This window comes from Apilactobacillus kunkeei (assembly GCF_001308195.1).
GTDB lineage: Bacteria > Bacillota > Bacilli > Lactobacillales > Lactobacillaceae > Apilactobacillus > Apilactobacillus kunkeei_C.
Genome location: NZ_JXDF01000029.1, coordinates 1 through 21,366, shown reverse-complemented (window position 1 = coordinate 21,366; position 21,366 = coordinate 1). Strand labels below are relative to the sequence as shown.

General features: G+C 38.8%; 18 protein-coding genes. 17 read left to right on the top strand and 1 reads right to left on the bottom strand.

All coding sequences use genetic code 11. The features are described from left to right. The coding region (locus tag RZ78_RS06710; RefSeq protein WP_081006943.1) for a leucine-rich repeat domain-containing protein at positions 1-1,975 on the bottom strand (1,975 nt) is incomplete at its 3' end. Positions 1,976-2,219: 244 nt separating this feature from the next. On the opposite strand from RZ78_RS06710, the gene RZ78_RS06705 reads away from it, so the two are divergent. The 17 genes from RZ78_RS06705 to RZ78_RS06625 all read left to right on the top strand — a co-directional run bounded on the left by RZ78_RS06705 (position 2,220) and on the right by RZ78_RS06625 (position 21,211). Further along, positions 2,220-4,742 carry a M1 family metallopeptidase gene (locus RZ78_RS06705; RefSeq protein ID WP_054608530.1) on the top strand — a complete coding sequence of 841 codons (2,523 nt, stop codon included), beginning with the start codon at positions 2,220-2,222 and terminating at the stop codon, positions 4,740-4,742. A gap of 136 nt (positions 4,743-4,878) precedes the next feature. Next, positions 4,879-5,814: a D-alanyl-D-alanine carboxypeptidase family protein gene (locus RZ78_RS06700; protein WP_054608529.1), complete on the top strand. Its 936-nt coding sequence runs from the start codon at positions 4,879-4,881 to the stop codon at positions 5,812-5,814. Between the two features lie 160 nt (positions 5,815-5,974). Then, positions 5,975-6,457: a 5-(carboxyamino)imidazole ribonucleotide mutase gene (gene purE / locus RZ78_RS06695; protein WP_054608528.1), complete on the top strand. Its 483-nt coding sequence runs from the start codon at positions 5,975-5,977 to the stop codon at positions 6,455-6,457. Further along, positions 6,441-7,562 (top strand): 5-(carboxyamino)imidazole ribonucleotide synthase, encoded by a 1,122-nt coding sequence (gene purK, locus RZ78_RS06690; RefSeq protein WP_054450769.1) that lies wholly within the window; start codon positions 6,441-6,443, stop codon positions 7,560-7,562. The genes purE and purK overlap by 17 nt, the downstream gene beginning before the upstream one ends. Positions 7,563-7,573: 11 nt before the next feature. Further along, positions 7,574-8,281, top strand: coding sequence for a phosphoribosylaminoimidazolesuccinocarboxamide synthase (gene purC, locus RZ78_RS06685; protein WP_225426073.1), 708 nt, complete (start codon positions 7,574-7,576; stop codon positions 8,279-8,281). A 12-nt stretch (positions 8,282-8,293) separates the two neighbouring features. Beyond that, positions 8,294-8,548: a phosphoribosylformylglycinamidine synthase subunit PurS gene (purS, locus tag RZ78_RS06680; protein ID WP_041153150.1), complete on the top strand. Its 255-nt coding sequence runs from the start codon at positions 8,294-8,296 to the stop codon at positions 8,546-8,548. Continuing rightward, positions 8,545-9,210 carry a phosphoribosylformylglycinamidine synthase subunit PurQ gene (purQ, locus tag RZ78_RS06675; RefSeq protein ID WP_054608526.1) on the top strand — a complete coding sequence of 222 codons (666 nt, stop codon included), beginning with the start codon at positions 8,545-8,547 and terminating at the stop codon, positions 9,208-9,210. The genes purS and purQ overlap by 4 nt, the downstream gene beginning before the upstream one ends. 4 nt (positions 9,211-9,214) lie before the next feature. Further along, complete coding sequence (gene purL / locus RZ78_RS06670; RefSeq protein WP_054608525.1) at positions 9,215-11,437, top strand: phosphoribosylformylglycinamidine synthase subunit PurL; 2,223 nt, start codon at positions 9,215-9,217, stop codon at positions 11,435-11,437. After that, a complete protein-coding gene (gene purF / locus RZ78_RS06665) occupies positions 11,413-12,876 on the top strand; it encodes an amidophosphoribosyltransferase (protein ID WP_054608524.1) in 1,464 nt (487 codons plus the stop codon). The genes purL and purF overlap by 25 nt, the downstream gene beginning before the upstream one ends. Beyond that, complete coding sequence (gene purM / locus RZ78_RS06660; protein WP_054608523.1) at positions 12,869-13,903, top strand: phosphoribosylformylglycinamidine cyclo-ligase; 1,035 nt, start codon at positions 12,869-12,871, stop codon at positions 13,901-13,903. The genes purF and purM overlap by 8 nt, the downstream gene beginning before the upstream one ends. Beyond that, complete coding sequence (gene purN, locus RZ78_RS06655) at positions 13,875-14,465, top strand: phosphoribosylglycinamide formyltransferase (protein ID WP_237756991.1); 591 nt, start codon at positions 13,875-13,877, stop codon at positions 14,463-14,465. Before purM ends, purN begins: the two co-directional genes overlap by 29 nt. A gap of 1 nt (position 14,466) precedes the next feature. After that, positions 14,467-15,999 carry a bifunctional phosphoribosylaminoimidazolecarboxamide formyltransferase/IMP cyclohydrolase gene (purH, locus tag RZ78_RS06650; protein ID WP_054608522.1) on the top strand — a complete coding sequence of 511 codons (1,533 nt, stop codon included), beginning with the start codon at positions 14,467-14,469 and terminating at the stop codon, positions 15,997-15,999. Between the two features lie 9 nt (positions 16,000-16,008). Next, on the top strand, positions 16,009-17,268 hold the full coding sequence (gene purD / locus RZ78_RS06645; RefSeq protein ID WP_054608521.1) for a phosphoribosylamine--glycine ligase: 1,260 nt from the start codon (positions 16,009-16,011) through the stop codon (positions 17,266-17,268). Positions 17,269-17,381: 113 nt separating this feature from the next. After that, positions 17,382-17,972 carry a DUF1003 domain-containing protein gene (locus RZ78_RS06640; protein ID WP_054608520.1) on the top strand — a complete coding sequence of 197 codons (591 nt, stop codon included), beginning with the start codon at positions 17,382-17,384 and terminating at the stop codon, positions 17,970-17,972. Positions 17,973-18,101: 129 nt separating this feature from the next. After that, positions 18,102-19,334, top strand: a complete 1,233-nt coding sequence (locus RZ78_RS06635; protein WP_054608519.1) for an MFS transporter — start codon at positions 18,102-18,104, stop codon at positions 19,332-19,334. 191 nt (positions 19,335-19,525) lie between these two features. After that, on the top strand, positions 19,526-20,752 hold the full coding sequence (locus RZ78_RS06630; protein WP_053793046.1) for an MFS transporter: 1,227 nt from the start codon (positions 19,526-19,528) through the stop codon (positions 20,750-20,752). 132 nt (positions 20,753-20,884) lie between these two features. Then, complete coding sequence (locus RZ78_RS06625) at positions 20,885-21,211, top strand: hypothetical protein (RefSeq protein ID WP_054608518.1); 327 nt, start codon at positions 20,885-20,887, stop codon at positions 21,209-21,211. Positions 21,212-21,366 lie beyond the last annotated feature (155 nt).

Sequence of the window (21,366 nt, the reverse complement as noted above, 5' to 3'; positions counted from 1 at the left end):
CGCTGGAGTTTTTGTTTTCAGAGCTAGAAGCAGAAGATTGAGCGCTGGAGTTTTTGTTTTCAGAGCTAGAAGCAGAAGATTGAGCGCTGGAGCTTTGGCTTTCAGAGCTGGAAGCAGAAGATTGAGCGCTGGAGCTTTGGCTTTCAGAGCTGGAAGCAGAAGATTGAGCGCTGGAGTTTTTGTTTTCAGAGCTAGAAGCAGAAGATTGAGCACTAGAACTTTCAGCTACAGAGCTGGAAGCAGAAGATTGAGCGCTAGAGATTTGGCTTTCAGATCTGGAAGCGGAAGATTGAGCACTAGAACTACTTGAAGCGGAAGAGTGTGAATTAGAGTCAGAGTTCGAGTCACTTTGGATAGCTTTGTATACAACAGTTTCGTTGATATCACCAGAATCACTATTTACATTTCCGTTGATAGTTTGTTGTGATTCATTAGCAAGTTTATATCCACCAACTGATGGGCTGCTAAATGAGTAATTCGTGTCTCCTGTGGCTTTCCAGTCGTTGTTCCAAATTTGTTCTCCAGTAGCGTCGACTTTTTTACCAGTTTCAGTAAAGCTTACAGTCTTAGTTTCCGGTTGGCTAATAGGATTTCCATTTTGATCAACATAGTTTACTGTCACTTTAACGTTTTTGCTTTGGGTATTAGCAGTTGCCCAGTTGACTTTTAAAGTGTATAGGCCGGTGAAATATGTGTTTTGATTAATACCAAAGTTAGAAGCAAAGTTAAATGAAACTGTGGAAGTGTTTGAACCATCATATTTTAGGTTGATTCCCTTAATACCGTTGGAATAACTGTTTGAAACAGTTTCACTTGATTGTACTAGTTTAAATGGTTGTCCGTCATTTCCAATAATAGTGGCATTAGGGTCAGAAATATTTGATGCTTCTAAATTAGTTCCAGCATTATCGTCACTTGCAACGTATGTCCAGTCAACACCATTTCCTAATGTGACATCTTTAATTGTCACTGGGATTAAAACACTTTGTCCATTTTCAGGTTTTGTGATTACTTGAGTATCAGTAACATTTTGATTATTTGCGGTTGACTGATAATTGAATTTATATCCGCTCATCCACGAGATGTCGTTAATGGCATTGTTATCTACTCGGAAAACATCAAGATTCTTGAATTTGGAGGATTTACCACCCAATGCATTCACATTTTGAATCTTGTTTCCAGAAGCTGAAATTGTTTGTAAATTAGTCCAATTAGTATCAGCAAACGCGTTAATATCGCTGATGTTGTTGTTGTCAGCATCTAGAGACTGTAAGTTTGGCCAGTTTGCTGTGGAAATCACTGAAATGTCAGAAATGTTGTTCCATTCAGCGTTTAAGTTTTCAAGTTTAGGCCAATTAATTCCTGCGATTGGAGAAATATCTTTGATGTTGTTATAACCAACATTAATTGTTTTTATGTTTGGAATTGAAATGTTCTTTAAAAATGAAATATCGGAAATATTGTTGTTGGATAAATACAAATCAGTTAAATCGTTAGCAGACCATTCCCCTAGTGTACGTAATTGAGCACTAGAAATTTTATCATACGTTAATGAAATACTTGATAGTTTATCCCATTTAGCAAAAGGACTTAAGTCTTTAATACTACTCATATCAACGTTTTGAATGTTGATTGATTTAATATTGGGTAGACTTTTTATATTGAAATTGTCTAATGAAAGGATCTTATCGGATCCGTTTCCCATATAGTTAATGCTAGTTAGATTTTGTAAGTCATCATTAGTTATTTCTGAAGCGTTTTGGTATCCTTTGTGTTCTTGGCTATTAACAGATGTAAGCAGGATGTTTTTAATAGTTGAATCTTTAATTTGGTTAATATTTGTTGTAGATGTGTCGCTCTCAGCGTGAGCCACAACAGAGAATGTTTCATTTTGATGCACTAAAGCATTTGCTTGAACTGTTCCAAATACTAAGGTGGAGAAAAGTATTGCAGTTTTAATAGATGTTTTTTTCATATAAATATTCCCCTTTTATTATTAATTTAATAATAAAAATAATAGACTACAAATTCAAAAATATCTACGATTATAAAGTTAAGTTTTGTTAAAGTAATTAAATCTTTTATAAAGAAAACTATAAAAATGTTAGCATGTGCATAAAAACGTTTTAGCTACTACAATATATTTGTAGCATTTTATATATAGGTAGCGTACAATTAAAAAATAATGAGAAAATGATGATAAAAGAGAGGCGTTTTTAATGGCTGAATTAGTTAGATTATTTAATCGATTTCAACCTGACCACTACGACATCTATTTAGATGTTAGCCGTAGTGAAAAGAAATTTAGTGGAAAGACCACAATTTACGGTAATGCAAGTGAACCAGAAATCGGTATTCACGAAAAAGACTTTGATGTTACAAGCGTTTCAGTAGATGGAACCCCCGTTGAATTTAACGTTGATAATGACAACGAAGTAATTAACGTATCTTTAGGTAAGACCGGTGAAGTGGCTGTAAATATTGAATACTCCGCCAAGTTAACTGATACTATGATGGGAATTTATCCATCTTATTACCAAGTTAATGGTGAACAAAAACAATTAGTAGGAACTCAATTTGAAACCAACTTTGCTAGACAAGCATTCCCATGTATTGATGAACCAGAAGCAAAAGCTAAATTTAAACTAGCACTTAAGTTTGACGAACAACCTGGTGAAACTGCTTTAGCAAACATGCCAGAAGTAAAAGTTGAAAATGGTGTTCATTATTTCGACGAAACTGTTAAAATGTCTACTTACTTAGTTGCATTTGCCTTTGGTGATATGCAAAGTAAGATGACTGAAACCAAGAGTGGTGTAAAAGTCGGTGTCTTCGGTACTAAAGCCCACGACGCCAAAGAACTAGATTTTGCCCTAGATATTGCTAAGCGCTCAATCGAATTTTTCGAAGACTTCTACCAAACTCCATACCCACTTCCACACTCATGGCAATTAGCGCTACCTGACTTCTCAGCAGGTGCGATGGAAAACTGGGGACTAGTAACTTATCGTGAAGCATACCTATTACTAGATCCTGACAATACTTCATTTGAAGTAAAACAACGTGTTGCAACAGTTATTGCCCACGAATTAGCTCACCAATGGTTCGGTGACTTAGTAACCATGAGATGGTGGGATGACCTATGGTTGAACGAAAGTTTTGCCAACATGATGGAATACGTTGCAATCGATGCAATCGAACCTTCATGGAACATTTGGGAAGTATTCCAAACTACTGATGTTCCAGCAGCACTAAAACGTGATGCCGTTGATGGTGTTCAATCAGTTCACGTTGAAGTTCATCACCCAGCTGAAATCGATGCTTTATTTGATGGAGCTATCGTTTACGCCAAGGGTGCCAGAATGTTAGTAATGGTTCGCGCCTTAATCGGTGACGACGCACTACGTGAAGGACTAAAGAACTACTTTGCTGCTCATAAGTACGGTAACGCCGCTGGTGCTGACTTATGGGATGCACTTGGTAAGGCTGCCGGTATGGATTTAGGCAAGATTATGGAATCATGGCTAGAACAACCTGGTTACCCAGTTGTGAACGCATACGTTGAAGACAACCGCTTGAAGTTAGCTCAAAAGCAATTTTTCACAGGTGAAGGTAAGGATGAAGGCCGTCGTTGGCAAATTCCTTTAAACGCAAACTATGACCAAGCGCCTGACATCTTTAGTGAAGAAACTGTTGATTTAGGTGACTACCAAGAATTACGCAAACTAAATGGCAAACCATTTAGAGTAAATGTTGGTAACAACTCACACTTTATCGTTAAATACGATGACACATTACAAGAAGACATCTTAAACGATGCAGATAACCTATCTCCAATTGATAAGATGCAACTACTACAAGACCTTCGTTTACTAGCTGAAGCAAAACAAGTGTCATACGCTGACGTTGTTCCGGTATTAAAACAATTTGCTGATAGTGAATCTAATGTGATTAACGACTCCGTTTACACACTAGCCAACAACTTGAAGAAGTTCGTGGAACCAGGAACTGAAGACGAAGATAACTTGAAGAACCTATTCAGACAACTAAGTGACAAGCAACTAGAACGCTTAGGTCTAGTAAGTGTCGATGGCGAAAGCAACAACGATAAGTTGACTCGTCCATACATCTTAGGTGCTGCACTATACGATGACAACAAGGACTTCGCCGAAGCTGCTCACGCAATCTTCCAAGATCACCAATCAAACTTGTTATCATTACCTGCTGATACCCGTGTATACATCTTAGCTAATGAAATGAAGAACTACTCAAACGCTGAAGAATTCGATTCATTGGTTGAAGAATACAAACAATCAACTGACCCAAGTTACAAGCAAGACATCTGTGCTGCGGTAACTCTAACAAAGGATGCTAAGTTACTAGGTAAGTTAGTTGCTAACTTTGAAGACAGTAGCGTTGTAAAACCTCAAGACTTACGTGCTTGGTTCTCAGGTGTATTGAGAAACCCAGCCGGTCAACAATTCGCATGGGACTGGATCAGAAACGAATGGCAATGGCTAGAAGATACTGTTGGTGGTGACATGGAATTCGCCACATTTATCACAGTTATCGCAAACATCTTCCATACCAGAACTCGTCTAGATGAATTCAAAGCATTTTTTGAACCAAAACTAGACACTCCAGGTTTAACCCGTGAAATCAAGATGGATACTAGAGCAATCACAAGTACCGTTGAATTGGTTGAATCAGAAAAAGACGCTGTTAGATCAGCAATTAAATAACAATAAAGAAAAGAGACCTAATCATTAGGCCTCTTTTTTAATATTCATAATATAAATGTAATAATTTGTAAACTAAAATCCCGCCAAAACGTTGTAATATATAGCTATCGATTTCGTTAAGGGGGATAAAATTTAAATGAGCAAAATCAAAAACATGATGGTAGCTTTTCTAGCTATCTTTATGCTTGGATCATCATTTGTTACTGTGAGTGCAAGTGCCGATGCCAACAGTAATTACACCAAATCCATGGATAAGTACAACAAGACAAGTAGTGCTACTTATGTCATGAACATGGATACTAACCAGGTTTATTACCAAAAAAATGCCACATCCAAACGTGCCGTTGCTTCGACTGCTAAGATTATGACATTATACTTAGCGATTCAAAAGGCGCAAACTACCAAAAATGGATGGAACCAAAAGGTTAAAATCTCACCTAGTTTAGCAAGAATGAGTAGACATCATTCTCTAGGTAGTTACGTATTAAAGGCTAACAAGAAATACACCGTAAGAAACCTATACAAAGCTTCGTTGATTGCATCATCTAACAGTGCAACCATCGCGCTTGGTCAATGGGTATCTGGAACTAACAACAAGTTCATCAAGAAGATGAACAGCCAAGTGAAGGCATGGGGCATTGCTTCTCAAGCACGTTTCGTTTCTTCATCTGGTTTGGAAAACGCCGACTTATATCCATACTACATTCGCTATGGTTCACACTATGACTACAACAGGGTATCTGCTAAAGCGTTAGCTGTGATTGCTTCCCACTTATTGAAGTTATATCCAGCAATCGTCAATGATGCCAAAATCTATCGTTACCACCAAAATGGTCAAACATTAAAGAACGCCAATGAATTATTGGCTGGTGGGTTAAGATATGATGCAGCGTTACACGTGGATGGTCTAAAGACTGGATACACTCCATTGGCAGGTAACTGTCTGGTAAGTACTAGTCAATTACCAAACAAGAACCGTGTGATTATCGTGTCATTGAACGACAGATTTAACGCCTACGATCAATATCGTATGTACAAAATGATTTACAAGACATTTCCTGAATTTAAATAGTGAAAAAAGACCGACTTTCTAAGTTGGTCTTTTTTGTGCCGAAATTCTATTTTTCACGAACTATAATATATTATTTTTAAATATCGTTCGCTTTTTAGTTGACGAATGTTAATTGACTTGTTATGATGAATTTAACCATTTAGAGGGGAGACTTTAAAAAATGGATGTAGCAGTTGTAATGGGTTCAATCTCTGACTTGCCTAAAATACAAGGAACAATTGATACTTTGGATAGCCTGGGAATTAGTTATAACACTAAAATAATCTCAGCTCATCGGATGCCAAATGAATTACAGGCTTTTGGCAGTTCAGCAAAATACGAACAATATAAGGTGATTATTGCTGCGGCGGGTGGCGCAGCACATTTGCCAGGAATGTTAGCGGCAAATACGATTTTACCGGTAATAGGGATTCCGGTTAAGACCAGCACCTTAAATGGAGTTGATTCATTGCTATCAATCGTTCAAATGCCTTCAGGAGTACCAGTTGCGACCGTCACAATTGGCGACGCTGGTGCTAAGAATGCTGCATTGTTAGCGGCTCAGATTTTAGCAATTAGCAATGACAAAATCGCGCAAAGTCTAGATGATTTCCGTGAAAGACAAACAAGGGAGGCAATTGATAGTAATGAACAATTACACTAAACCAATTTTGCCACCAGCTACTATCGGAATTTTGGGTGGTGGTCAGCTTGGCCAGATGATGGCACTGGTTGCCAAAGAAATGGGTTATAAGGTTGGAGTCTTAGATCCAACACCTGACGCTCCAGCAGCACAAGTTGCAGATTTTCAAATTATCGCTGACTATGATGATGAAACAGCCATTAAGCAGTTAGCTGATAAATCAGATGTTTTAACTTATGAGTTTGAAAACGTCGATCAAGAAGCGATTAAAAAGGTTTCGGATACTACATATATCCCACAGCCAGTTAGTGAACTAGAAATCACTAGCAACCGAAACAAGGAAAAGGGCTTTTTACAAAGCATTGGAGCACCTGTTACTGACTACATGCCAGTAAATAACGCCGACGATCTGTTGAAAGCGTACCAAAAAATATCTACTCCTGCGATTTTAAAAACCGCAGAGGGTGGTTACGATGGACACGGTCAATTCGACATTAATAGTGAATCTGATTTAAAGGAAGTCATTAAACACTTGGACGGCATTGAGTGGATCTACGAAAGAAAGCAACCTTTTGTACAGGAAGTTTCCATAATGGTAGACCGAGATGTTTCCGGCAAGGTGATTGTCTTCCCACTTAGCGAAAATATTCATCAAGACCATATCTTACACACTAGTATCGTACCAGCAAGAACTAATGGAAAGGTTCATAAAAATGCTGAACAGATTGCCGAAAACATTGCTTCAGAAATGAAGCTAGTCGGTGTTTTAGGAATCGAATTCTTCTTAATGGAAGATGGTAGACTTCTTGTTAACGAGCTGGCACCACGACCACATAATTCAGGTCATTACACTATTGAGGCCTGCAATGTTTCTCAATTTAAAGCACATATTTTAAGTATTTGTAATCTATCTTTACCAGATATCAAGTTAAATGATAACGCCGTTATGGTGAACCTATTGGGTGACAATTTAACACTCGGTCGAAACGAGTTAGTTAACCATCCTAATTGGAACTTTCATGATTATGGTAAGGCTGAAATTAAACATCAAAGAAAGATGGGTCACATCACCGTGACTGGTTCATCAATCGATCAATTATTGCAAGACGTTAAATTATTTAGATGAGGAGAATTAAAATGACTACATTAGTTGCATCAGGTAAGACTAAAGAACTTTATACCACCGATGATTCAAGTGTATTGCGTGTGCACTATACTGACCACACCACTGCAGGGGATGGTTTGCGTAATGAATTAATCGAAAACAAGGGCGCAGTTAACAACGAAATTTCAAGTATGATTTTCACATACTTAAACGAAAATGGCGTTGATACTCACTTTATTGAACGTGTGAACGAAACAGATCAATTAAATAAAAAAGTTGAAATGATTCCGCTGGAAGTTGTGATTAGAAACTTTGCTGCCGGACATTTCCAAAAAAGATTCGGCACTGATTATCTTCAAACATTGAAAGAACCAGTTGTCGAATTTTTTTATAAAGACAATGATTTGCACGATCCAATCGTTACGAAGTCTGATGCAATTGGTTTAGATTTAATCGAAGCTGATAAGTTAACTCAACTAGAAGCTAATGGTCTAAAAGTTAACCAAATCCTAAAAGGATTATTCGACAAGATGAACGTTACTTTAGTTGATTTCAAACTAGAGTTTGGGATTAACGAAAATGGTGAAATTATTTTAGCTGATGAAATATCACCTGATTCATGTCGTTTACTTGATAAAGACACAAACGAATCACTAGATAAAGATGTCTTTAGAAAAGAAGCTGGCGATATGATGCCAGGGTACCTAGAAATTCTACATCGTTTACGAGCAGCCATTTAGGGAGGAAGAAATATGTACTTAGCACAAATTTATGTTCATCACAAAGCATCAATTTTAGATCCACAAGGTGAAGCGGTATTGAACGCCTTACAACGTTTGGGTTACGACAAGGTCGACTCAGTTAAACAAGGAAAGTACTTTGAGGTTAACATCCAAGCTGATAGCGAAGATGAAGCATCGAAGGTTGTTAATGATATTGCTAAGGACTTATTAGTAAACCACAATATGGAATCATTTGAATTTGATTTAAAGGAAGTGGCGAAATGAAATTTGCAGTAATTAGTTTTCCCGGCTCTAACTGTGACATGGATATGTACTATGCAGTCCGCGATTCACTAAATGAAGACGTCGATTTAGTTACTTCAGACGCTACTAATCTAGATGGATATGATGGTGTCTTAATCCCAGGTGGTTTCTCCTATGGTGATTATCTAAGAAGTGGTGCCGTAGCTCGTTTTGCACCAGTCATGGAATCTGTTAAGGGAATGGCCGCTGAAGGTAAACCGGTATTGGGTGTCTGCAATGGATTTCAAATTTTAACTGAAGCAAGCTTACTACCAGGTTCGCTTCAACACAACACTAGCATGGAATTTATCTCTGATTGGTCCAAGCTTCGTGTTCAAAATAACGACACAATGTTTACCGACCAATACGAAGAATCAGAAGTGATTGATATTCCAATCGCCCATGGTGAAGGTAATTATTACTGTGATGACGAAACTTTAGCTCAATTAAAAGCTAACGATCAAATCGTTTTCACTTATGAAGACAATCCGAACGGTAGTTGCGATAACATCGCTGGTGTTGTGAACGAACAAGGTAATGTTTTAGGGATGATGCCACATCCAGAACGTGCCGTTGAGAGTATTTTAGGTGGAACTGACGGCTTGAAGTTGTTCAAGTCATTATTAAATCACGTTAGGAGCTAACAAGATGGAAAATCCAAAGACAATTACACCCCAAGATATTAAAGATCAAAAGATTTACCAAGACTGGGGTTTAACTGATTTTGAATATAACTTAATTTCAAATGACATTTTGCACCGCTTGCCTAACTACACCGAAACTGGTTTGTACTCAGGAATGTGGAGCGAACACTGCTCATACAAGAATTCTAAGCCTGTCTTAAGAAAATTCTGGTCAGATGGTTCTCGTGTTCTACAAGGACCAGGGGAAGGTGCTGGAGTTTTAGATATTGGTGATGGCCAAGCGGTGGTATTTAAAGCCGAAAGTCATAACCATCCAAGCTATGTTGAACCATACGAAGGTGCAGCTACCGGTGTCGGTGGAATCATCAGAGACATCTTCTCAATGGGAGCCAAACCAGTGGCTTCACTTGATAGCCTTCGTTTTGGTGAACTAACTAATGACAAGAATCGTTTCCTATTAGACAAGGTCGTTGCCGGAATCGCTGGTTACGGTAACTGTATCGGGGTTCCAACGGTCGGTGGTGAAATTAGTTTCGACCCATGTTATGACGGTAACCCTTTGGTAAATGTTATGTGTGTCGGATTGATGGACCAAGAGGACATCGAGGCAGGAAGAGCTTCAGGTGCTGGAAACTCCATCATCTACGTCGGTGCTAAGACTGGACGTGATGGAATTAACGGTGCAACGTTTGCTTCAAGTCAATTCAGTACTGAAGAAGAATCTGATCGTTCTGCGGTTCAAGTTGGTGATCCATTTATGGAAAAATTACTTGTTGATGCATGTCTGGAAGTGACTCATAACCACAAGGACATCCTAGTCGGAATTCAAGACATGGGTGCAGCTGGTCTAGTATCTTCTTCAGCTGAAATGGCTGACAAAGCTAATAGTGGAGTTGATCTTGATTTAGACTTAGTTCCGCAAAGAGAAATTGGGATGACACCATATGAAATTATGCTATCCGAATCACAAGAGAGAATGTTGCTTTGTGTCAAAGCGGGCCATGAAGATGAAATTCTTGAAATCTTTGAAAAACATCACCTAGACGCTGTTGTCATTGGTCATGTTAATGATGATAAACAATACAGATTGATTCATAATGGTGAAGTTGTTTGTGACATTCCAACTTCAAGTTTGGTTAACGATGTTCCTGAATACCAACATGATGTTGTTGAACCTGACCGTTTGAAGAACGTCGACGAAGCTAAAACACCCGTTATCAGCGATGTTAACGACATGGTAAAGACAATTATTGGGCAACCCACAATCGCTTCTAAAGAGTCAGTTTACCGTCAATATGATTGTCGTGTTCAAGCCAACACTGTCGTTCAACCTGGTAGTGACTCAGGAGTGATTCGTGTTCGCGGAACTAATAAATCACTCGCAATGACTACTGATGCCAACGGTCGTTACATTTACCTTAATCCAAAGCTAGGTGGTCAAATTGCTGTATCAGAAGCTGCTAGAAATATTGTCGCTAGCGGTGCTGTGCCAATCGGTATCACTGACTGCTTGAACTTTGGAAACCCTGACGATTCAGAAAGTTACTTTGAAATGGATCAATCAGTTGAAGGAATCTCTAAGGCTTGTGAAAAATTCGATACACCAGTAATTGCTGGGAACGTTTCTCTATATAACGAAACTGATAACAAGGCGATTTACCCAACTCCAATGATTGGGATGGTTGGTTTAATTGAAGATAATCAATACATCACTAAATCTGACTTTTCGGAAACTGGGGAATTAGTCTACGTTATTGGAGACACAAATGATGATTTTGCAGGTTCAGAAATTCAAAAACATCTAGAAGGCCAAATTTCAGGAAAAATTCATTTTGACCTGGAAGAAGAATTTAGCAACCAACGTTTAATTCTTGATTTAATTCATAACCACCTAATTGAATCTGCTCACGATGTGAGCGAAGGTGGCATTATCGTATCGCTACTGGAATCATTATTTGAAAACAATCTTGGTTTAAATGGTGAAATCGATATTACTAAAGCACAATTATTTTCAGAAACTCAATCAAGATATGTGGTATCAGTCAGCCAAGAAGACCGAGAAGCCTTTGAAAAACTAGCTGGTAAAAAAGCCCATTTGATTGGAGTAACTGACGATAGTCAACAAATCAATCTACGACTACAAGATGGTCAATATGTTGATGATGTGACTACATTAAAAAACATCTGGAAGGAAAGTTTATCATGCCAAATGAAGTCAAAAGCTTAAACGATGAATGTGGTGTTTTTGGAGTCTGGGGTGTTGAAGGTCCGGCTGCCAAAGTCGCTTACAGTGGTCTCCACGCTTTGCAGCATCGTGGTCAAGAAGGTGCTGGAATTCTTGCCATTGACGCTAATAAACGACTAAACCGATATCGCGGACAAGGTTTACTTGGAGCTATTTTTGATGACCCACATTCATTTGATCGATTACATGGAAATGCAGCACTAGGCCACATTCGTTACGCAACTGCTGGAAGCCATACCATTAACAATGTTCAACCATTTATGTTTGAAAACACCGAAACTCATTTTGCACTATCACATAATGGAAACTTAACTAATGCTGACACTCTAAAAGAAATGCTTAGAAAAACTGGAACTATCTTCCAATCTGATTCTGATAGTGAGATTTTCGGTGACTTGATTGAAGTTAGTAATCAAGAAACTTTCTTAGGTCGTATCAAGGAAGCTGCCAATCAAATGCACGGTGGTTTTGCCTATGTATTACTTAGTCCAGACGCAATGTATGCAGTATGTGACCCCAATGGATTACGTCCTTTGGTTGTCGGAAGAAGAAAAGACGGCGCTGTGGTTATCTGTAGTGAAACATGTGCATTAGATCAAGTTCAAGCCGAATATGTAAGAGATGTTCAACCGGGAGAGGTCATTATTGTTGATGACTCTGGAATCAAGATTGACCACTTTACCGAAGATACTGAACTAACTATTTGTTCAATGGAATATGTTTACTTCGCTCGTCCTGATTCTGTAATTCATGGTGTTTCGGTTCATGAGGCTAGAAAACGTATGGGAGCGTTGGTGGCTCGCGAAAATCCAACCAAGGCTGATGTTGTGATTGGGGTGCCAAACTCATCGCTTTCTGCGGCGATGGGATATGCAATTGAAAGTGGCATTCCATACGAAATGGGATTGATTAAGAATCAATACGTTGCCAGAACATTTATAGAGCCAACTCAAGAACGACGTGAACGCGGGGTTTCAATGAAACTTTCCGTTGTTAAATCAGTCATCAAGGACAAGGACGTCATCTTAGTAGACGATTCAATCGTCCGTGGAACCACCAGTCGTTTTATCGTCAAAATGTTAAAGGATGCTGGAGCGAAATCAGTCCACGTTCGAATTGCTTCACCTGATTTGAAGTACCCATGTTTTTACGGAATCGATATTCAAAAGCCGAGCGAATTAATCGGTGCCAATCACAGTGTTGAAGAAATTAAAAACATCATCGGGGCTGATTCTTTAAAGTATCTAAGTGTTGAGGGGCTAGTCAATGCAATCGATCTTGATTGCGACAATCAATACCATGGTTTGTGTACAGCCTACTTTGACGGCAAGTATCCAACACCTTTGTATGACTACCAAGAAACATATGATGCAGAAGCAAAAAGACTACATCTATATGAGGAGGATGAAGTGAATGGCTAACCAATATAAAGAAGCCGGTGTCGATGTTGAGAGTGGCGAAAAGGCAGTAGATTCCATTAAAAATATGGTCGCTTCTACTTATGATCAAAGCGTAATTGATGGTCTAGGTGGATTCGGCGCAATGTATTCACTTCAATCACATTTTGCAAAATACGATGATCCGGTTCTAATTTCTGGAACCGATGGTGTCGGAACTAAATTGATGTTGGCCATTCAGGCTAAACGTCATACCACAATCGGAATCGACTTGGTTGCAATGTGTGCCAATGACATCTTGGCACAAGGTGCGAAACCATTATTTTTCTTAGATTACATCGGAATCGGTAAGTTGCTTCCAGAAGAAGTAAAAGAAATCGTTTCAGGTGTTGTGATGGGATGTAAGCAAGCTGGTCTTTCATTAATTGGTGGTGAAATGGCCGAAATGCCTGGCATCTACAAGCAAGACGACTACGACTTAAGTGGTTTTGCGGTTGGAATTGCTGACAAGAAACGTTTACTAGGGGCACAAAACGTTAAGGAGGGTGACAAGTTAATCGGTTTGAAGTCATCTGGAATTCACTCTAATGGGTACTCATTAGTTCGAAAGATTATCAAGGATGCCAATCTTGATTTAAACGCCACATACCAAGGACTATCACAACCATTAATTGATGAATTACTAACCCCAACGCGTTTGTACTACCACTATGTTAAGGGAATCGTTGAGTCTGGTGCGATTCATGCAATTGCCAATATCACCGGTGGAGGAATTGCTGATAATTTATCTCGAGTAATTCCGAATGATTTGACTGCTAAAATTGACCGTTCATCTTGGTCAGTGCCAAATATCTTCAAGTGCCTACAAGATTGGGGAAACCTTGATCAAAGTGATATGGATTTGGTATTTAACCAGGGAATTGGCATGGTATTAGTTGCTCCTGAAGAGTATGTTCAAGCAGTGACCAACTACCTTACAGACAACGGCCTAGAATATTTTGAGATTGGTGAGGTGGTAAAACGTGAGCAACAAGCAGTTGAAATCGACTAAGCTTCCGGTTGCCATTTTTGCTTCCGGAAATGGAACTAACTTCGATGCCATTGCTGAAGCAGGGCTACCAATCGATATTAGGTTATTAGTATGCGATCATCATGATGCTTATGTAGTGCAAAGAGCGAAAAGAAAAGGTATTGACGTCTTGATAGAAGAGCTTCATAAGGGTGAAAAAAGATCTATTCGTGAGGGACGTATCTTAGAGGCATTAAAGGAACAAGGTGTAAAAGTTATTATACTCGCCGGGTATATGCGTATTGTAGGTGATACATTGCTAAATGCTTTTCCTAACAAGATTATTAATATCCATCCAGCATTGCTACCGAGTTTTCCAGGAAAACAAGGAATTCTAGATGCATATAATGCTGGAGTTAATAAGACGGGAGTCACGATTCATTTTGTGGATTCGGGGATTGACTCCGGTCAGATTATTGCTCAAGAAGAAGTTTTTAGAAAAGAAGGTGATTCGTTAGCAGATTTGGAAAATCGAATTCATGATGTTGAACATCAGTTGTACCCACGCACGATTTTACAATTAATTAAAAAGGGAGTTATTTAAATTGAAAAAGTTAGCATTGTTAAGTGTCTCAGATAAGAATGGAATTGTTGAATTTGCCAAGCAACTAGAACAACGTGATTACGATATTGTCTCAACTGGGGGAACATTGAAGACATTATTGGATAATGGTGTTGACGCGATTGCTGTTGAAGAAATTACTAATTTTTCAGAAATGCTAGATGGTCGTGTGAAGACATTACATCCTCGTATTCATGCTGGTATTCTTGCTCGTCGCGACAATCAAGAACACATGCAACAACTAAAGGAACAAAATATTGGATTAATCGATTTGGTCTGTGTCAATTTGTATCCATTTAAAGAAACAATTGAAAAACCAGACGTTACATATGCCGATGCAATTGAAAATATTGATATCGGTGGTCCTTCAATGCTAAGAGCCGCTGCTAAGAACAGCCAAGACGTGATCGTAATTACTGATGTATCTGACTATGACGACTACATTGCAAGATACGACTCCGATGAAATTGATGCTGAATACAGAAGCGGTTTGGCAGCGAAGGTATTTAGACATACTGCTGCTTACGATGCATTAATCGCCAACTACCTAACCAAAGAAGAATTCCCAGAAAAGCTAACTTTCACATATGAAAAGGTAGAAGCAATGCGTTACGGTGAAAACAGTCACCAAAAAGCGGCATACTACAAGGAACCAATTCCTGAAAAATATTCGCTAGCTAATGCAAAACAATTACATGGTAAGAAGCTATCATACAACAACGTTAGGGATGTAGACGCCGCACTTCGTATTGTCGCAGAATTTCCAGATCAAGCTACTGTTGTGGCATTAAAGCACATGAATCCATGTGGTATCGGTACTGCCGACGACCTATTAACCGCGTGGAACCTAGCTTACGAATCAGATTCAACTTCAATCTTTGGTGGAATCATTGCTCTAAACCGTGAAGTTGATTTAGCCACTGCCGAAAAGATGCATGCCATCTTCTTGGAAATCGTAATTGCTCCATCATTTACTGACGAAGCTTACGACGTACTAGCTAAGAAGAAAAACATCCGTCTATTAACTGTTGATTTCGATAAAATTAACCCTGACAAGAAAGATTTAGTAAGTGTGCTAGGTGGAATGTTAGTTCAAGAACGTGACTTACTTCATGAAGAACCAACGGAATACAAAGTTGTCTCAAAGAAACAACCAACTGAAAAGCAAATGAAGGCTTTATCATTTGCTCAAAACGCTGTTAAGCACGTTAAAAGTAATGCAATCGTAGTTACCACCGACCATCAAACTTTAGGTGTTGGTTCTGGTCAACCAAACCGTATTGACTCAACTAAGATTGCTATCAAGAAGGCTGAAACTAAGTCAGATTACGCAAACGCAGTATTAGGTTCAGATGCTTACTTCCCAATGGATGACTGTGTGGAATTCGCTGCTAAACACGGTATTACAGCAATTGTTGAACCTGGTGGAAGTATCCGTGATCAAGATTCAATTGATAAAGCAGATGAATTAGGCATTGCCCTTGTATTTAGTGGCAACCGTCATTTCAAACACTAGAGTGAGGTTATGAAGAAGATGGAAAAATGGTTATTGATTGGTTCAGGCGGTCGCGAATATGCGATGGCACAAAGTTTAGCTAAAAACGACAATCGAGAAGTTTTTGTAGCACCCGGTAATCCAATGATGAACGTCATCGACAGGGTTCAAACTGTTGATATCGAAGAATTGGATTTCGATGGTCTAATCGAATTTGCCTTGGATAATCAGATTGATTGGACAGTGGTTGGTCCCGAAAAACCACTTAGTGACGGCATTGTTGACCGTTTTACTGATGCTGGCTTGAAAGTCTTTGGACCTAATAAAGAAGCTGCTCAATTAGAAAGCTCCAAAGAGTTTGCTAAAGAGGTCATGCAATCAGCAGATGTTCCAACCGCTGCTTATGCGACCTTTAGTAATCATGATGACGCTCTTTCGTACATGGAAGAACACGATTTCCCAATCGTTGTGAAACTAAACGGTTTGGCTGCCGGAAAAGGGGTTTTCATAATTAAAGATTTAGATGAAGCTAAGGAAACTTTGGCTAAAATCTTTGATAATGATGCCACCCAGGAAATTCTGATTGAAGAATACTTAGATGGTCAAGAATTCTCGATGATTGTGATGGTAAACGGATTGGATGTCATAACCATGCCATTAGCACAAGATCACAAACGTATCTATGACGGTGATAAGGGGCCCAATACCGGTGGGATGGGCGCTTACAGTCCACTTCCTCAATTCGGTGACGACGTCTTAAACGAGGGGTTAGTGAAGGTGATTAGACCCGTGTTGGCTGAAATGCACAAGCGAGGCATTTTGTTCCAAGGTTTTCTATACGCTGGATTAATCCTGACTAAAGACGGTGTCAAAGTCATCGAATTCAACGTTCGAATGGGTGATCCGGAAACTCAAGTTATCTTGCCACAGTTGCAAGGTGATTTGGGGGATGTGATTGTCAAACTAATGAACCATCAAGAACAAACCGTTGATTGGCAAACCGACCGATACTTCCTTGGCAACGTCTTAGCTGCTAAGGGCTATCCTGGTAACCATAAAAACGGGCTTACACTTCCTCAATTTAGCGATGAGAAACTTTCATTGGCCTACGCGGGAGTCGAAGAACAAGACGAAAAATTAGTCAGCTCTGGCGGACGTATCTTGATGGTAATTTCCTCAGACAAAGATTTAAAGGCTGCTCAAGAAAAAGTTAATCAAGCAATTAAGGATAACGTTGATTCAAACGACTACGCTTATCGAACCGACATCGGTGATAAGGCGTTTAGATAAAACAAAAAAGCTATGGTTGATGCCATAGCTTTTTTGCTGCAAGTTTTTATCTTTGTATATTAGGTTAATAAAGTATAGACTTTTGGTTATACATATTTTAGGGAGTTGAAACAATGGAAAATTACGCACAACAATATGCTGATATTAAAAAAGCGATGCGAAAAGACGAGGCGGCTTTTAACAAGATTGACCGTCGTTTAACCCAAAAAATTAACAACGAAGATTTTAAAGTAATCGATGCCGATAAGGCCCTACAAGAAAACTACACATTTGGTAAACGCTTAGCTGACAAGGTTGCTAAGGTCGGTGGATCATGGGGATTTGTTATCTCATTTGTTGTCTTTTTAGTTGGCTGGATGTTCATTAACGTCATGCAACTATTCGGATGGCATTTTGATCCATACCCATTCATTCTTTTGAACTTGGCACTTTCGTGTATTTCCGCCATTCAAGCACCCATCATCATGATGAGTCAAAACCGTGCTGGTGAAAAAGACGATTTAGACCGTCGAAATGACTACCACGTTAACCTACGTTCTGAAGAAGAATTGAAGCTATTGCACGCCAAGGTTGATTTACAAACCAAGTATAACAAACACCAAAGCCAATTGAACCAACTACAAATGGAAATGCTAATTCGTATCGAAGCTTCCCAACGTGAGAAAAATATCGAAGATAATTTACAAAACAAAAAGGATGATTAATTATTTAATCATCCTTTTTTATTCACCTTTTTATGTAAAAAAGGGTTGTTTTAATCGTAAATAGTGGTAATATACGTATAATATATTAAATATAGATAATATAGTTCGTATTTTGAAAGGATGAATAAAATGGATATTGTCAAAGAGTCAAAGGGATTTAGTACTAACCAAAAAAGGACGTTAGCATCTACATCCACCGGGTTTGCTTTGGAGAACATGGATAGCATGTTTTTATCGTTTGCGTTATCTTCAATGATTTTAACTTTACATATTAGCCCCGCAGCAGCCGGATTAACCTCATCAATTACAAACATTGGGAAGTTTGTTGGAGCTTTATTATTCGGGATTTTAGCTGATAAGTTTGGCCGTGTTAAGGTTTTCTCATACACCATCTTCTTGTTCGCGATTGCGACTGGATTATTATTCTTTGTACATAACATTTATGAAATTTATGAACTTCGTTTCATCGCCGGAATTGGTGCCGGTGGTGAATTCGGTGCCGGGGTGGCCTTGATTGCTGAAAACTTCAGGGGTCACAAGATTGGAAAACTTGTTTCTTGGGCAGCTACCGGTGGTCAATTGGGAGCCATCGTCGCCGCTGTTATTGCCGCAATTGTTTTACCACTATACGGTTGGAACACATTGTTCTTATTTGGACTAATTCCAGTACTATTGGCATTCTTTATTCGTCGTCACTTAAAGGAAAGTCCAGCCTTTGAAGAAGAAAAGGCTAAACACGACAATCAAGCACCTAAGGTGTCCGTATTAGAACTATTTAAGACTCCTGCTATTGCGTGGCAAACATTTGGTTTGATGGTCATGATCATCGTCGAAAAGGCCGGATACTACGGTATCATGAGTTGGTTGCCAACCATTATGCAAAAACAATTACACACATCCATTTCTAAATCATCACTATGGATGGTGGTTACCATCATCGGTATCTGTGTTGGAATGGCCACATTTGGTTACATTTTAGACTGGTTAGGACCTCGTCTAGCGTTTGGTCTATACATGATTGTCGCTGCGGTTTCAATTTATGGAATCGCGATTGCTCACAGCCCAATCACATTGTTGCTATCTAGTGCATTTGCTGGTTTCTTCGCTTCTGGATTCTACGGTGGATTCGGTGCCGTGATCAGTCGCCTATACCCAACTAGAATCAGAAGTACCGCTAACAACACTATTATGGCATGTGGTCAGTTAATCGGTGGACTATCACCATTTGTGATGGGATTCTTGATGGTTAAGTACTCACTATTTGAAATCATGATGATGTTATCTTCAATGTACATCGTGGCTGTATTAGTAATGCTATCAATCAGAAATATCGGTAAATTTAATAAAGAATACGCAAAATAAAAAGTTGGTAGGAGACTGCCGGCTTTTTTATTTTTCCGAACATTATTGCGGTGAAATATTTATTTTTATCGTGAATTTAGATTAAAAACAGAAAAATGTTGCCATCTTTACGACAAAGTAGCATAATATACGTATATTATAAAAATAAATCAAATTAATGTTCGTGATTAGACGAAAAGAGGAACTTATAGATGGATGTCATTAACGAGTCAAAGCACTTCAGTTTTGATCAAAAAAAGACGCTTGCCTCCACAACGGTTGGGTTTGCACTAGAAAATATGGATAGCATGTTCTTATCATTTGCGCTATCATCAATGATTTTGAGTTTACATATTAGTCCCGCAGCTGCAGGGCTTACTTCAACAATTACCAATTTAGGAAAACTATTTGGTGGATTGTTATTCGGAATTTTGGCTGATCGATTTGGTCGTGTCAAAATCTTCTCACATACCATTTTCTTGTTCGCGATTGCGACAGGATTACTATTCTTTGCTCATAACATTTATGAAATCTACCTACTAAGATTTTTAGCCGGAGTCGGTTCCGGTGGTGAATTCGGGGCAGGGGTATCTCTTATTTCTGAACACTTCCAAGGATTTAAGGTCGGAAAGATTATTTCATTTTCAGCCGCCGGTGGTCAAATGGGTGGAATCATGGCAGCAATTATCGCTTCCATTGTGCTTCCAATGTTTGGATGGAACACACTATTCCTATTCGGTCTAATTCCAGTTGCTTTGGCTTACTTCATTCGTCGTCACCTAAAGGAAAGTCCAGTTTACGAAGCGGAAGTAAAGAAGAACAATAAGCTTCCACATGTCTCATTCTCCGAACTATTTAAGACCCCACAATTGGCATGGCAAACCATTGTCATTACCATCATGGTGATTGTTGAAAATGCCGGTTACTATGGTCTAATGATCTGGTTACCAACTATCATGCAAAAGCAACTTCATGTCTCAATTTCAAAGTCATCACTATGGATGATTGCCACAATCGTGGGTATCAGTTTGGGAATGATTAGTTTCGGTTACATCATGGACAAGATTGGCCCTAGAGTCGCATTTGCATTCTTTATGCTATCAGCTGCGGTTGCAATCTATGGAATTGCGATTGCCCACAGTGCAATGATGCTACTAGTATTTAGCGCATTAGCCGGATTCTTCGCTGCTGGTTTCTACGGTGGCTTTGGTGCCATCATCAGTCGCCTATATCCTACCAACATTAGAACCACTGCCAACAACATGATCATGGCAATTGGTAAATCAGTTGGTGGTTTCTCACCAGTATTGATGGGATTATTAATGGCTAAGTTCTCATTGATTCAAATCATGGTATTCATGTCACTAATGTATCTAGTGGCTGTTATCGCCATGTTGACTCTTAAGAAGCTTAGAAACTTTAACCATGGTTATATGTAGAATAAATAAAAACTGAATTTGGTATAAGCGAAAATTGACCCATTGTCTATTTTTAGTTATTATTAAGTTAAGAAATAATTATAAAATGATTAGATGTAATTATTTTCGTTTATATTTAGGGGGATTTTCATAATGGATAACGGTTCAAACAACCAACAACCAGATTTTCAACAACAAAACGGTCAACCAAATGGTGGTAACCAATCAATTTACATCAATCAAGCTAAGACTAATGGTATCGGTACAGCCGGTTTCGTTCTATCATTAATCGCTTTATTGGTTACTTCATGGATTCCATTCGTTGACTTCGTAGTATGGTTATTAGGTGCCATCTTCTCAATTATTGGTTTATTCAAGCAACCTAAGGGTCTTGCAATTGCAGGTACTATCATTTCATTTATTGGTATTATCTTCATCTTGTTCGTTGTATCAATTCTATTCGGTGCAGCATTAGCCTAATACTAATAATGTAAAGGTGCTTGATTTGATCGATGATTAAAACAAGTACATAAATAAAAAAGCACTTGACCTGAACCCCTAAAATTGGAGGATGGTTATGCAATTTTCTGGGAGGAATTGTTCCGGTATTCAACCGGTGACATTCCTCCCAGTTT

Bases quoted from the DNA above. Each gene is read 5' to 3' on its own strand.
- RZ78_RS06705 (WP_054608530.1), top strand. From the start codon at position 2,220: ATGGCTGAATTAGTTAGATTATTTAATCGATTTCAACCTGACCACTAC.
- RZ78_RS06700 (WP_054608529.1), top strand. From the start codon at position 4,879: ATGAGCAAAATCAAAAACATGATGGTAGCTTTTCTAGCTATCTTTATG.
- purE (WP_054608528.1), top strand. From the start codon at position 5,975: ATGGATGTAGCAGTTGTAATGGGTTCAATCTCTGACTTGCCTAAAATA.
- purK (WP_054450769.1), top strand. From the start codon at position 6,441: ATGAACAATTACACTAAACCAATTTTGCCACCAGCTACTATCGGAATT.
- purC (WP_225426073.1), top strand. From the start codon at position 7,574: ATGACTACATTAGTTGCATCAGGTAAGACTAAAGAACTTTATACCACC.
- purS (WP_041153150.1), top strand. From the start codon at position 8,294: ATGTACTTAGCACAAATTTATGTTCATCACAAAGCATCAATTTTAGAT.
- purQ (WP_054608526.1), top strand. From the start codon at position 8,545: ATGAAATTTGCAGTAATTAGTTTTCCCGGCTCTAACTGTGACATGGAT.
- purL (WP_054608525.1), top strand. From the start codon at position 9,215: ATGGAAAATCCAAAGACAATTACACCCCAAGATATTAAAGATCAAAAG.
- purF (WP_054608524.1), top strand. From the start codon at position 11,413: ATGCCAAATGAAGTCAAAAGCTTAAACGATGAATGTGGTGTTTTTGGA.
- purM (WP_054608523.1), top strand. From the start codon at position 12,869: ATGGCTAACCAATATAAAGAAGCCGGTGTCGATGTTGAGAGTGGCGAA.
- purD (WP_054608521.1), top strand. From the start codon at position 16,009: ATGAAGAAGATGGAAAAATGGTTATTGATTGGTTCAGGCGGTCGCGAA.
- RZ78_RS06640 (WP_054608520.1), top strand. From the start codon at position 17,382: ATGGAAAATTACGCACAACAATATGCTGATATTAAAAAAGCGATGCGA.
- RZ78_RS06635 (WP_054608519.1), top strand. From the start codon at position 18,102: ATGGATATTGTCAAAGAGTCAAAGGGATTTAGTACTAACCAAAAAAGG.
- RZ78_RS06630 (WP_053793046.1), top strand. From the start codon at position 19,526: ATGGATGTCATTAACGAGTCAAAGCACTTCAGTTTTGATCAAAAAAAG.
- RZ78_RS06625 (WP_054608518.1), top strand. From the start codon at position 20,885: ATGGATAACGGTTCAAACAACCAACAACCAGATTTTCAACAACAAAAC.